General features: G+C 65.7%; 11 protein-coding genes. 5 read left to right on the top strand and 6 right to left on the bottom strand.

The annotated features are described in order from the left end of the window. The first annotated feature begins 938 nt into the window (after nucleotides 1-938). The gene (locus tag EAV90_RS33205; RefSeq protein ID WP_164937213.1) at nucleotides 939-1,343 is read left to right on the top strand and encodes a GNAT family N-acetyltransferase; all 405 of its coding nucleotides are present in this window, start codon (nucleotides 939-941) and stop codon (nucleotides 1,341-1,343) included. A gap of 98 nt (nucleotides 1,344-1,441) precedes the next feature. On the opposite strand, the gene chrA is transcribed toward EAV90_RS33205, so the two are convergent. Continuing rightward, on the bottom strand, nucleotides 1,442-2,827 hold the full coding sequence (gene chrA, locus EAV90_RS33200; protein WP_122402921.1) for a chromate efflux transporter: 1,386 nt from the start codon (nucleotides 2,825-2,827) through the stop codon (nucleotides 1,442-1,444). After that, the gene (locus EAV90_RS33195) at nucleotides 2,827-3,645 is read right to left on the bottom strand and encodes a chromate resistance protein ChrB domain-containing protein (protein WP_145987015.1); all 819 of its coding nucleotides are present in this window, start codon (nucleotides 3,643-3,645) and stop codon (nucleotides 2,827-2,829) included. The genes chrA and EAV90_RS33195 overlap by 1 nt, the downstream gene beginning before the upstream one ends. 197 nt (nucleotides 3,646-3,842) lie before the next feature. Between EAV90_RS33195 and dmeF the strand changes: the two genes are divergently transcribed. Then, nucleotides 3,843-4,820: a CDF family Co(II)/Ni(II) efflux transporter DmeF gene (dmeF, locus tag EAV90_RS33190; RefSeq protein ID WP_129145812.1), complete on the top strand. Its 978-nt coding sequence runs from the start codon at nucleotides 3,843-3,845 to the stop codon at nucleotides 4,818-4,820. 66 nt (nucleotides 4,821-4,886) lie between these two features. After that, nucleotides 4,887-5,717, top strand: a complete 831-nt coding sequence (locus tag EAV90_RS33185; protein WP_129145811.1) for an N-acyl homoserine lactonase family protein — start codon at nucleotides 4,887-4,889, stop codon at nucleotides 5,715-5,717. A gap of 6 nt (nucleotides 5,718-5,723) precedes the next feature. Here the strand turns inward: EAV90_RS33185 and EAV90_RS33180 are convergent, their stop codons facing one another. Together EAV90_RS33180 and EAV90_RS33175 are read right to left on the bottom strand one after the other, a co-directional pair. Next, entirely contained in the window at nucleotides 5,724-5,915 is a 192-nt protein-coding gene (locus EAV90_RS33180) for a hypothetical protein (RefSeq protein WP_122402923.1), read from the bottom strand. 31 nt (nucleotides 5,916-5,946) lie between these two features. Continuing rightward, complete coding sequence (locus EAV90_RS33175) at nucleotides 5,947-7,104, bottom strand: MFS transporter (RefSeq protein ID WP_122406627.1); 1,158 nt, start codon at nucleotides 7,102-7,104, stop codon at nucleotides 5,947-5,949. A gap of 174 nt (nucleotides 7,105-7,278) precedes the next feature. Here EAV90_RS33175 and EAV90_RS33170 point away from each other — a divergent pair, with 174 nt between their 5' ends. After that, nucleotides 7,279-8,538 (top strand): adenylate/guanylate cyclase domain-containing protein, encoded by a 1,260-nt coding sequence (locus EAV90_RS33170; RefSeq protein ID WP_122402924.1) that lies wholly within the window; start codon nucleotides 7,279-7,281, stop codon nucleotides 8,536-8,538. On the opposite strand, the gene EAV90_RS33165 is transcribed toward EAV90_RS33170, so the two are convergent. Then, complete coding sequence (locus EAV90_RS33165) at nucleotides 8,535-9,785, bottom strand: MFS transporter (protein WP_122402925.1); 1,251 nt, start codon at nucleotides 9,783-9,785, stop codon at nucleotides 8,535-8,537. The genes EAV90_RS33170 and EAV90_RS33165 overlap by 4 nt on opposite strands. A gap of 166 nt (nucleotides 9,786-9,951) precedes the next feature. Here EAV90_RS33165 and EAV90_RS33160 point away from each other — a divergent pair, with 166 nt between their 5' ends. Beyond that, nucleotides 9,952-11,316 (top strand): Nramp family divalent metal transporter, encoded by a 1,365-nt coding sequence (locus EAV90_RS33160; protein WP_122402926.1) that lies wholly within the window; start codon nucleotides 9,952-9,954, stop codon nucleotides 11,314-11,316. A 153-nt stretch (nucleotides 11,317-11,469) separates the two neighbouring features. On the opposite strand, the gene EAV90_RS33155 is transcribed toward EAV90_RS33160, so the two are convergent. Continuing rightward, a complete protein-coding gene (locus EAV90_RS33155) occupies nucleotides 11,470-12,246 on the bottom strand; it encodes an arginyltransferase (RefSeq protein ID WP_122402927.1) in 777 nt (258 codons plus the stop codon). Nucleotides 12,247-12,297: the final 51 nt, after the last annotated feature.

Genomic DNA, 12,297 nt, shown 5'->3' with positions numbered 1-12,297 from the left:
GAGCGCTTGCACGCCCTGAAGACCGGCGAGCGGACGGGGTCAAGGCCGGAAGCCGCCGGAGGCGGTGGCGCGCCAGCGCCAGCCTTGAGGCCGGCCGATCGCCGGGCTACTTCAACACAGTTGCTCCTCGGGGAGCGATGCACTATTGCCCCCGTCGCCTTGCGGATCACTGATGTGCGGACCCGGTTGGGCTGCAGGCATCACCGCAGGACTTGACGCACAGACCCCGGGCGTCAGGACCACACGACTTCTCCGTCCGCGCACGTCCTCGCTGGGAATCCGAGGGGTGGCGTGTGCTCGCCCCCGAAGCCATGCGAAGACGCTGTCGGCGCCGTGTCGTTCGCGCGGAAAGGCAATTGCTCACGGTGTCCCGCCCTGCAATGTCTTCTACGCCCGACGCCGTCGCGTCCATCGCTGCCCGGCCCGCGGTTCGTGACGATCGCGATCCGCCCCTTGTCTCGGGCCAGGGTGTCTTTGCATGTACGACAAATCCGAATTTCGGTAAAGTGGAATATTTTGCCAGGTGAGGCTTGACAAGCGATGTGGCGGAATTGGTCGGCTGCGTTGCCCGACGGGCGGGCGGCCTCAGCGCGCGCCTCGTCCTTCGAAACGGCGTTTACGCGCCTCCTCAGGATGAGGCTAATTGGCGTGAGTGCCCGTTGAAACTGCTGCCGCACGCTCCGCCCTCATCCTGAGGAGCCCGCCCAAAGCAGGCGTCTCGAAGGATGGCTGCAGGGGGAAACCGGTCAAATGCGATTGCCCTTGAGGACGGGGTAGATGGGAAGTGACCGGTCCGTAGTTAAAGCAACGCTGATGACCTATATGACACACGAGCGACTTGATATGTTATTCGAGGCCAGTCCACGGAGCCAAGTCTCGTGTCGTCTGTTCTCCGATCGCCGACAGTCGAAGAGCTGCCAATGCTCTCGGCTTTGTGCATGAGGTCGAAAGCTGTGTGGGGCTATGGCGACGACTTCATGAGAGCCTGTCGCAGCGAGCTCACTATTAAAGCGTGTGAACTGCAATCAAGCTCAATCGCGGTGGCGGAAGAGAGCGGCAAAATTGTCGGCGTTGCCCAAGTCAAGATAAATGGAAGCGAGGCCGATTTATTGAAGCTGTTCGTCGAGCCGATGATGCTTCGCGGCGGCGTAGGAACAAGGCTGCTCCGCTGGGCCTCCAGTCAAGCAAAGTCGATGGGTGCTCGTCGTTTGGTGATCGAAGCCGACCCAGAGGCCGCACCTTTCTATCGACGAATGGGTGCCAAAGATTGTGGCTTTTCTCCTTCCGGCTCAATACCCGGTAGGATGCTTCCCAGACTTGTCATCGAGCTGAAACAAGTATGAGGTCGCTTGTCGGCTCCAAGCCGCCATGCAGCCCTGTGGGCTTTGATGTCGCCTTCCGACAGCAAACCGGACGCGACGAACCTATGACTCCTTCGCCGCTAGATCACCCCCACCATCCGCAGCGCCACTCCCGCCGCGCAGCTTCCCGCCAGCACGGTGAGCATCCCCAGCTTGAACCGGAAGATCGCGGTTGCCGCCGCAATCGACAGCAGCAGCGCGGGGATGTCGACGCTGGTCAGCACCGGACGGTCGAACGCGAACGGAAACGCGTGCAGCGGCACGGTCTCGCGGAACAGCGTGTGCAGGGCAAACCAGATCGAGAGGTTCAGAATCACGCCGACGACGGCGGCGGTGATCGCACTCAATGCACCGGCCAATCCCGTGTTGCCGCGCAGGCGCTCGATGTAGGGGGCGCCGACGAAGATCCAGAGGAAGCAGGGCGTGAAGGTGACCCAGGTCGCGAGCAGGCCGCCGAAAGTTGCCGCTAGCATCGGCGAGAGGCCGCCGGGATCGCGATAGGCCGCCATGAAGCCCACGAACTGCAGCACCATGATCAGCGGCCCCGGCGTGGTCTCGGCCATGCCGAGGCCGTCGAGCATCTCCTGCGGCTTGAGCCAGTGATAGTGCTCGACCGCCTGCTGGGCGACGTAGGCCAGCACCGCGTAGGCGCCGCCGAAGGTGACGAGCGACATTTTGGAGAAGAACAGCGCGATCTGGCTGAACACATTGGCTTGGCCCAAGGCCACCAGCAGCGCGATCACGGGCACCAGCCAGAGCGCGAGCCACAGCGCACTGAGGCGGATCGTGCGTGCGGTGTTGGGGCGGACGTGATCGGGCACGGCCTCGCCGAGCATGCTGTCGATCGCGGCGCCGCTGCCGCCATGGCCGTGACCGGCCGGCGCGAACTCCGGACGGCCGCTCCGCGCGCCGGCATAGCCGATGAGGCCGGCGGCGATGATGATGATCGGGAAGGGGACCGCGAAGAAGAAGATCGCGATGAAGGCCGCAGCCGCGAGCGCGATCATGATGCGGTTCTTCAGCGCACGCTTGCCGACGCGCACGACAGCTTCGACGACGATGGCCAGGACCGCGGCCTTGAGTCCGAAGAACAGCGCCTCGACGAAGCTGACATTGCCGAAGGCGGCGTAGATGTAACTCAGACCCATGATGGCGATGATGCCGGGCAGGATGAACAGTCCGCCCGCCATCAGCCCGCCGGCCGTGCGATGCATCAGCCAGCCGACATAGGTTGCGAGCTGCTGCGCCTCAGGTCCCGGCAGCAGCATGCAGTAATTCAGCGCATGCAGGAAACGCCCCTCGGAGATCCAATTCTTCTCCTCGACCAGGATACGGTGCATCACAGCGATCTGGCCCGCGGGCCCGCCAAAACTGAGGCAGGCGACGCGGAGCCAGACGCGAAAGGCCTCGTTGAAGCTGACGCCGTGGCCGGCGTCAGCTCCTGCTTGCACGTTGCGGGTATCCATTACGCCTTCACCTTGTTGGTCGGCCAGTTGTGGGTCTCGGTGGTCGCGTCGCGGCACCAGCGGTAGAAGGCATCGTAGAGCAACATGCCGGCCTCGAGCTGTTCGAGGTCGTCGTCGAACATGCGCGACAGCCCGAGCGAGGCTGCGAGCAGGCCGGGCGCCTCCGGCGCGAGCTCGGGCCGCGCGGTGTCGGCACCGCGCACCAGTGTCGCGAGGCGGAGCAGCGGCGGCGTGGCGATCCCGAACTCCTCGATCATCACGTCGAAGGTGCAGAGCTCGCCCCGGTGACTCCAGAACACATTCTCGATGTCGAAGGGGGCCGCATTGAACCGCTCCCCCACCCCGACCACCTCGGACGGCGCCACATACAGGAACATCGCGTTGGGATCGACGAAGCGGCGGATCAGCCAGGGGCAGGCGATGCGATCGACCTTCGGCCGCGCCCGCGTGACCCAGACGGTACGCCCCCTGGCATCGCGCGGCGGCAGCTTGCGGGTGTCGAGCAGCGGCAGCTTGGCCGCCTTCCAGCCCTCGAAGCCGCCCTCCAGCGTCTCGGCCCTCACGCCGAGCTGACGGAGCCAGGCCGCCGTGCCCTGCGCGAGCTTTTCGCCGCGGAAGCAGGAGACGACGGCGCGGCGGCCGGCGAATGTGCCGCCCCAGTCCGTCACATTGTCGTGGCTGAGCCTGATGGAGCCGGGGATCAGCCGCCGGTCGGCGGCGAAATCCTCCTCGGTGCGCACGTCGATCAGGACAGGCGCGTTGGCCGTGCCGATCAGCCGTGCCATTTTGTCAGATGAGATGGTCGTGAATGTAGACATGATGCGTCCTCGCAAGAAACGAACGGGACGCGATGCTTGGGCCTGTCGCCTCGTGGGGAGATCGCTCAAATCCCCATGAGACAGATTACAGCGAAACTAAGAAGCACTGTCAATCCGCGGGACGATTGGAGCTTAGAAAATTGGTTCCCACCGTCTATATTGCACGCCGACAGATCGTGAATCTTCGGGAGAATTCGATGCATTCCCATTCCATCGAACAATGGACCCATGACCACGCCTTCCTGGGCGAGAAGCACGACGAGAACGAACGGCGCACCTGGTTCGTGGTCGTGCTGACGCTGGTCATGATGGTCGGCGAGATCGTTGCCGGCTCGCTGTTCGGCTCGATGGCGCTGCTGGCCGACGGCTGGCACATGGGCACGCATGCGGCGGCGCTCGGCATTGCCGCCTTCGCCTATCGCTTCGCGCGGCGGCACCTGGGCAATGCGCATTTCACCTTCGGCACCGGCAAGTTCGGGGATCTTGCCGCCTTCGCCAGCGCCATCATCCTCGGCCTGATCGCGGTCGAGATCGCCTATGAAAGCGTGCTGCGCCTGTTCACGCCGGTGCCGATCGTCTATGGCGAGGCCATGGCGGTGGCCGCCCTCGGCTTGTGCGTCAATCTCGCGAGTGTGTGGCTGCTGCGCGATAGCCATGATCATCATCATCACGCGCATGGCCACAGCCATGCGCATGATGACCACGACGATCATGACCACGACCATGATCATCATGGCCATCATCACCATCACCACGACAACAACCTTCGCGCGGCCTATGTCCACGTCATGACCGATGCCGCGACCTCGGTGCTGGCGATCGCAGCGCTCGCCGTCGCTATGTATTCGGGCTGGGTCTGGGCCGATCCGGCCGTGGGCCTGATCGGCAGCGTCGTGATCGCGAGCTGGGCGTTCGGCCTCATCAAGTCATCGGGTGCGGTGCTGCTCGACGTGCGCGCCGACGAGAAGCTGGAGCGGGTGATCCGGGCCCGCATGGAAGTCGGCGACGATCGCGTGACTGACCTGCATCTCTGGCGGGTCGGCCCCGGCCATTGTGCCGTGCTGCTCTCGGTGGTGTCGGACAAGCCGAAGCAGCCGGCCGTCTACAAGCGGCGGCTCGCGGGGCTGAAGGGCCTCAGCCACATCACGGTCGAGGTCGAGACCTGCCTGCATTGACGGAGCGCGGAATTCTGCTGAGCGGCCGGGGTTGATCCTCGGTCGCAGCCCTGTACGGGAGGAACAATGATGCACAGGATCGCGTTCGCGGTCGCCATCGCCGCACTCGCTCTTTCCAGCCCCGGGGCGCTGGCGCAATCGGAAAAGGCCGGCGTTGAAAAGCTCTATGTGCTGAATTGCGGAGAGGGTACCGCCGGTGACATCTCGCGGTGGACGCCGGGCCTGAACGAAGGCAAGACGATGGATTTCGTCGACACCTGCTATCTGATCAAGCATGTCAAAGGCTGGTTCCTGTGGGACACCGGCATTGCCGATTCCGTCGCCGCGATGCCGAACGGTCTCGTGCCCGCCGATCCCAAAGCCGTGACCTGGCGTCGGCCGAAGACGTTGCAAGCGCAGCTCGAGCAGCTTGGCCTCAAGCCCGATGACGTCCGGGCGATGGCCGTCTCGCATACGCATCCGGATCATATCGGCAATGTCGAGCTGTTCCCGCAGGCCATGCTCTATGTGCAGAAGGCCGAATACGACTGGCCCGGCGCCGACAACGCGCCGCGCTTCAAGCCGTCGCATCCGGTCGAGTTGCTCACGGGCGACAAGGATGTCTTCGGCGACGGCAGCCTGACCATCCTATCGACGCCGGGTCACACGCCGGGTCACCAGTCGCTGCTGGTGAAACTGCCGAAAACCGGCGCGGTTCTGCTGTCTGGCGATGCCGTGCACTTCAAGGACAATTGGGACAACCGCCGCGTGCCCAGCATGAACGTCGACAAGGACCAGAGCGCGGCCTCGATGCAGAAGATCGCCGACACGCTCGCCAAGGAGAAGGCGCAGCTCTGGATCAACCACGACAAGGCCCAGCGCGACGGCCAGAAGATGGCGCCGGAGTTTTACGACTGAGGCGGATCAGCCTTTCGGCGCGGTCAACGTCGGCGGATTCGCGTCCGGCGTCTTCTTCGGCTTCAGCGTGCCGGCATAGAACGAGAGCAGCCAGACCAGGAGGACCGCGAGGAGATAGACGCCCCAGGCCTGCGGCGGCGTGGTCGCCCAGCGCAGGAGGCCTTTGAATGTGCGGGGCGGGCCGGCATCGTTGCTCATGGCTCGCTTGTGCGCGAAAGCGGCTGTGCCGTCAATCAGGCCGCGACACGGGGCGGATCAGGAACAGCGCCACAAGCGCCGAGAGGCTGAGCGCAGACGAGACGATCAGCACCTTGGCGCCCATGAGGTCGATGAGCAGGCCGAAGGCGAGCGGCGCCACGGCCTGCGCCATCCGCGCCGGGGCGCCGATGATGCCGAGGCGGTAGCCGAAATCTTTCGGGCCGAAGATCGACAGCGGCAGCGTGCCTCGCGCGATCGTCAAGATGCCGTTGCCGGAGCCGTGGAACAACGCGAAGGCGCTCGCCGCGGCGCCGCCGAAGATCGCGACGATCACGGCTCCGATCGGGTGGGTGAGGCTGGCGAGCCGCGTCGACCACAGCGGATGGAAGCGGCTGAGGAAGCCGGCCTCTAGCATGCGCGCACCAACCTGTGCCGGGCCGATCAGTGCGCCGGCCGCGATGGCCTCGGCCGGCGTTGCGCCCGTGGTCTCCAGGATGCGCGGGAAATGCGCGGCCATGGCGCCGGTGACGGTCCAGACCGCGGCGAAGATGAAGGCGAGCAGCAGCATGGTGCGGTCGAGCGGCAAATGCGGCTTCTCGGCCGTGGCCGCCGCCTGCTTGGCGCCCTTGATCGCCGGCAGCATGAAGAAGTTGAGGGGCAGGCCGATCAGGATGTTGGCCGCGGCCCAGGCGAAACAGGTGTCGCGCCAGCCGATATGGGCGATGCCCCAGGCGGTGAGCGGCCAGCCGACGGTGGAGGCGAAGCCCGCCATCAGCGTGATGCCGGTGATGGCCCTGCGCGCCTCGATGCCGTAGATGCGCCCCAAGGCGGCGAAGGCGGCGTCGTAGAGTCCCATTGCCATGCCGATGCCGAGCACGAGCCAGGCGATCGCCATCACCGCGATCGATTGCGAGAGCCCGAGGAGCACGAGGCCGGCGGCAATGGTCAGGTTCGAGGCCGACAGCACCTGACGGCCGCCGACGAGATCGATCTGCCGCCCGATGCGCGGGCCGAGCATTGCCGAGATCACCAGTGCGGCCGAAAACGCACCGAAGATCCAGTTGGAGGAGACGCCGAGGTCGCGTGCCATGGGATCAGCGAGCAGCGCCGGCAAATAGTAGCTCGAGGCCCAGGCCAGAGTCTCGGTGGTGCCGAGCGCCAGGATGATCGGAAGCTGGCGCTGGGTCATCGGCGCGTGCCTCCGATTCTGGCCGACAAAGTCTTCATCGCCGGCATTTGCCGCCCGCGTGGCGAGTGCGTCAACCGCGCCCGCGACATATTCGATCTGCAAGGGGCGCGAGCCTGCCGCGCATGTCGGGCCCTCGCGCCTTTCGCCGGTCACGAATGCACGCCATAATGGCGCATGCAAGTCACTTCGCGTCTCTCACTGATGAACTGGGTCACCAGCCAGGGGCTTACGGGCCTGCCTGAACCCGAACTGCTCCGCGGCTTCTGCGAGCGCTGCTGCGCCGAAGGGCTCGACCTGTCGCGCGGGCTGGTCTTCATCGACACGTTGCACCCGATCTACGAGGGCCGCGGCTTTCGCTGGACCGACCGGTCGAGCAACGAGAGCGACATGTTCGAATACGGTTCGACGGCCGAGGGGGATCCGAACAAGAACTGGCGGCGGTCGGTGTTCTATCATTTGCTCGAGCATGGCGAGGACGAGATGGTGATCGATCTCGCCGACGCAGCCACGCTCGATTTCTCGCAGATCGGCGACCTCGCCGAGAAGGGCCATCGGCATTTCCTCGCCTTCGTCCATCGCTTCGGCGAAAGCGGCGCGCTGGGGCAGATGGACTGTCTCTACTCCTACTGGACCACCCGGCGCGAGGACGGCTTCACGCCATCGGAGCTGGAAGCGCTGCGCGATCTCGTGCCGGTGCTGGGGCTCGCGATCAAATCGGCGCAGCAGGTCGACATCGCCCGCACGCTCGGCCGCGTCTATCTCGGCCGCGACGCCTCCGAGCAGGTCTTGCGCGGGCGCATCTCGCGCGGGGTCACCGAGCGGATCAACGCCGTGCTGTGGTATTCGGACCTGCGCGGCTCCACCGGCATCAGCGAGAGCATCGGTCCCGACGAGATCATTCCGTTCCTCAACGACTATGCGCAGGCCGTGATCGATCCGATCCACGAGGCCGGCGGCGACGTGCTGAAGCTGATCGGCGATGGCGTGCTCGCGATGTTCTGGGGCGAGGACATGGCGGATGCGCGACGGGCCGCATTACGGGCCGAGCATCTCTTCCGCAAGAACGTCGCCGCGCTGAACAAGCGGCGGGCGGCGGAGGGCCGCCCGACCACGTCAGCCTATATCGGCCTGCATGTCGGCGAGGTCTTCTACGGCAATATCGGCAGCCAGGACCGGCTCGATTTCACGGTGGTCGGCCCGACCGTCAACGAGGTCAGCCGCATCGCCTCGATGAGCCGCTCGGTCGACCGCGAGCTGCTGGCCTCATCCGAGTTCTACAAGGGCCTCGATGCCGCCGGCCGTCGCTATCTCGTCTCCACCGGCCGCTACGCGCTGCGCGGCATCGGCCGCGCGCAGGATCTCTACACGCTCGATCCAGAGGTTGAGGCGAGCGAGCCGGTGGCGGGGAGCTATGAGCGCTATCTGGCGGGTTAGGCCGGCTGCTCCAGCGCCGCTTCATCCCCCACCATGGCCGGCTGCCGATCCAGCGCCACTGCCGGTGACAGCAGGATCACCAAAGCCTGCATGCCGAAGACGGCTGCGGCGAGATAAAGGCACGCTTCCGCGCTCCAGAGGCCGCCGACGATTGCCCCTAATGCCGAGCCGAGCGGGCGGGCGCCGTAGCTCATGATGTTGATGGCGGAGACGCGGCCAAGCAGCCGCGGCGGTGTCACCGACTGGCGCAGGGTCGTGGTCGAGATCACCCACAGGATCGGCCCGGCGCCGAGCAGGAAGAAGCTCAAGGCTGCGAGCCAGGGCGAGGGGAGCAGCACCGTCAGCGCCATCACCAATGCGGCGACGAAGCCGGTGACGGGGCCGAGTCCGACCACGAGGCCGAACGCGATGCGCTTCATCACGCGCGTGGCGACCAGCGCGCCGATCACCATGCCGACGCCATACATCGTCAGCACCGTGCCGACGCCGGCGGCCGTCAGGCCGAGATGGCGCACGGCGTAGGGCACGAACACCGCGATCTGCAGGAACCAGCCGGTGTTGAAGATGAACTGGGTGATGAATACCGGCCGCAGCAGTGGATGGTGAAATACGAAGGCCGCGCCTTCGCGGATCTCCTGCAGCGGATGACGGCGCGGCGCCGGCGCGCGCGCGGGCTCGTAGATGCCGGAGAGCAGCACCACCGCGATGGCCGAGAGCGCCGCGGCAAAGCCGAAGGCTGGGCTTGCGCCCCACCATCCCACCAGCGCACCGCCGAGTGCAGGGCCGCTGGCGAAGGCGATGGTGCGCGCGAGCTCGATCCGCGCATTCGCCGCCGGCAACAAGTCGGAGCTCACCAGCGAGGGAACCAGCGCCGGCGCCGCCACGCTGTAGACGACGGTGCCGCACACGGCCGCAAAGCCGAGCAGGGCCAGCAGCGGCAAGTTGAGGGCCCCCAGCACCAGCAGCAGCACGATGGCGGCGAGCGCAGCCGCCCGCAGCGCCTCGGCACCCGCCATCAGCCAGCGGCGGGAGATGCGATCGGCGAGCACGCCGGCGGGAATGGCGAACAGGACGAAGGGCAGGGTGAGCGCGGTCTGGAGCAGGCCGGTCTGACCTTCGGCAACACCCAGCGTCAGCACGGCCACAATGGGCGCTGCGGCGAGCGCGATCTGCTCGGCCGACTGCGCCGCGAGATTCGACCAGGCGAGGCGGTTGAAGGTGTCGGGGAGGCGAGACGGCGTTGACATGGCGCATATCCTGCAAAGTCGAGTTGCTGCCAATATCCGCTCCCAGGGACGGCCAAACCCACCCGCTTCCCGACAGGGCAGCGGATAATGGCCGGACCGGAACCGCTGCGGCTAGATGCAGTTGCAAATGAGTTGCAATAAGATCGAACTTCGGTATTCTCCTCTTATGGATGCGCGATCGCCCGACCTGACCCAAACCTCGTCCCAAGACGTCGCCGGCTGGCGCGCTGACGCGCCCACCACCAAGAGCCTCGCGGAGGTCAATTCCACCGTCGCCATTCCGGTCGCCGGGCACTGGTTGCGGCGGCTGCTCGCCTTCGTCGGTCCGGGCTATCTCGTCTCGGTCGGGTACATGGATCCCGGCAATTGGGCGACCGACCTCGCCGGCGGGTCGAAGTTCGGCTACACGCTGCTCTCGGTCATCCTGCTCTCGAATTTGATGGCGATCCTGCTGCAGTCGCTGGCGGCGCGGCTCGGCATCGTCACCGACCGCGACCTCGCGCAGGCCTGCCGCGCGACCTATTCGCCGGTGGTGAACTTCCTGCTCTGGCTCGCCTGCGAGGCGGCGATCATCGCCTGCGATCTCGCCGAGGTGATCGGTACGGCGATCGCGCTCAAACTCCTGTTCGGCATTCCCCTGATCGGCGGCGCGCTTCTCGCCGCACTCGACGCCTTCCTGCTGCTGCTCCTGATGAACCGTGGCTTTCGATTCCTCGAGGCGTTCGTCATTGCGCTGCTCGCGGTGATCGCGGTCTGCTTCGTGGTCCAGATCGCGGCGGCGGCCCCGCCGGTGGCGGAGGTTCTGCGCGGCTTCGTGCCGAAGAGCGAGATCTTCACCAATTCCGACATGCTCTACATCGCGATCGGCATCATCGGCGCGACGGTGATGCCGCATAATCTCTACCTGCATTCCTCGATCGTGCAGACGCGCGCTTATGAACGCAATGACAGTGGTCGGCGCGAAGCGATCAAATGGGCAACGACGGACTCCACCGTCGCCCTGATGCTGGCGCTGTTCATCAACGCCGCGATCCTGGTCGTGGCGGCTGCGACCTTCCACAGAAGTGGCCATTCCGATGTCGCCGAGATCGGACAGGCGTTCGAGCTCTTGTCGCCGCTGCTCGGCCTCGGCATCGCCTCGACGCTGTTCGCGGTGGCGCTGCTCGCTTCGGGCCTCAACTCGACGGTGACCGCGACCCTCGCCGGCCAGATCGTGATGGAAGGCTTCCTCGATCTGCGCCTGCCGAGCTGGGCGCGTCGCCTGCTCACACGCGGCATCGCCATTGTTCCCGTGATCATCGTCACGGCGATCTACGGCGAGCGCGGCACGGCCGATCTGCTGGTGTTCAGCCAGGTCGTGCTGTCGATGCAGCTGCCCTTCGCCGTCATCCCGCTGGTCCGCTTCGTCTCCGACCGCCGCAAGATGGGCCAGTTCGCGATACCGGTATCCGTCGCCGCAATTGCCTGGATCGTCGCGGGCGTGATCGTGGTGCTGAACGTGAAGCTGCTGGCGGATACGTTTTTCGGGTGATGCTAGCCATTGGGTAGCTGTCATCGTCCGGTTCAACCGGGCGATCCAGTATTCCAGAGACGGCTGTAATTGACTCGGGACGCCGCGCCGTACCGTACTGGATGCCCCGGTCAAGCCAGGTCAAGCCGGGGCATGACGGAGAGTGTGAGGCGCCTAGTCCTGCGGCTCGGATGCTGTATCGCCCTGCGCATCGATGCGCAGCCAGCCTGAGGGCGCGAGCCGCTGCTGCGGCAGGAAGCGGGCCTTGTAGTCCATCTTCTTGGAGCCTTCGATCCAGTAGCCGAGATAGACGTAGGGCAGGCCCTGACGTCGCGCGCGCGCGATGTGGTCGAGGATCATGAAGGTGCCCATCGAGCGGCTGACCTGGCCCGGATCGAAGAACGAATAGACCATCGAGAGGCCATCGCTGAGCACGTCCGTGAGCGCCACCGCGATCAGCTCCTCGCCACGGCCGGTGAGGCCGCTGTCGGGACCGCGCTTGCGGTATTCGATGATGCGGGTCTCGACATGGCTGTCCTCGACCATCATGGCGTAGTCGAGCACGGTCATGTCGGCCATGCCGCCATGGCGGTGGCGGGCGTCGAGATAGGCGCGGAACACCGAATATTGCTCGGAGGTCGGCACCGCGCTGCGCTGCTCGCCGATGATGTCGGCATTGCGCGCCATCACCTTGCGGAAGCTGCGAGAGGGCCGGAACTCGTTGGCGATGACCCGGACCGAGACGCAGGCGCGGCACTGGTCGCAGGCAGGACGATAGGCAATCGACTGGCTGCGGCGGAAGCCGCCATGGGTCAGGAGGTCGTTGAGGTCGCCCGCACGATCTCCGACAAGGTGCGTGAACACCTTCCGCTCATGGCGGCCCGGCAGATAGGGGCACGGGGATGGCGCCGTGAGGTAAAATTGCGGGGTATCGCGAGAGTGCTGGGTCAAGGGACGTCGTGGCCTCCGAACAAGATCTCAGCATCGCGCTACCAAAGCTCC

This window comes from Bradyrhizobium vignae, from assembly GCF_004114425.1.
GTDB classification, from domain to species: Bacteria; Pseudomonadota; Alphaproteobacteria; order Rhizobiales; family Xanthobacteraceae; genus Bradyrhizobium; species Bradyrhizobium vignae.
Note: the sequence above shows the minus strand (reverse complement) of the source record. Positions and strands in the feature narration are given on the sequence as shown.

What these genes read in the sequence shown, in the direction of transcription:
- EAV90_RS33205 (WP_164937213.1), top strand. Translation starts at nt 939, where the DNA reads ATGAGGTCGAAAGCTGTGTGGGGCTATGGCGACGACTTCATGAGAGCC.
- chrA (WP_122402921.1), bottom strand. Translation starts at nt 2,827, where the DNA reads ATGGATACCCGCAACGTGCAAGCAGGAGCTGACGCCGGCCACGGCGTC.
- EAV90_RS33195 (WP_145987015.1), bottom strand. Translation starts at nt 3,645, where the DNA reads ATGTCTACATTCACGACCATCTCATCTGACAAAATGGCACGGCTGATC.
- dmeF (WP_129145812.1), top strand. Translation starts at nt 3,843, where the DNA reads ATGCATTCCCATTCCATCGAACAATGGACCCATGACCACGCCTTCCTG.
- EAV90_RS33185 (WP_129145811.1), top strand. Translation starts at nt 4,887, where the DNA reads ATGATGCACAGGATCGCGTTCGCGGTCGCCATCGCCGCACTCGCTCTT.
- EAV90_RS33180 (WP_122402923.1), bottom strand. Translation starts at nt 5,915, where the DNA reads ATGAGCAACGATGCCGGCCCGCCCCGCACATTCAAAGGCCTCCTGCGC.
- EAV90_RS33175 (WP_122406627.1), bottom strand. Translation starts at nt 7,104, where the DNA reads ATGACCCAGCGCCAGCTTCCGATCATCCTGGCGCTCGGCACCACCGAG.
- EAV90_RS33170 (WP_122402924.1), top strand. Translation starts at nt 7,279, where the DNA reads ATGCAAGTCACTTCGCGTCTCTCACTGATGAACTGGGTCACCAGCCAG.
- EAV90_RS33165 (WP_122402925.1), bottom strand. Translation starts at nt 9,785, where the DNA reads ATGTCAACGCCGTCTCGCCTCCCCGACACCTTCAACCGCCTCGCCTGG.
- EAV90_RS33160 (WP_122402926.1), top strand. Translation starts at nt 9,952, where the DNA reads ATGGATGCGCGATCGCCCGACCTGACCCAAACCTCGTCCCAAGACGTC.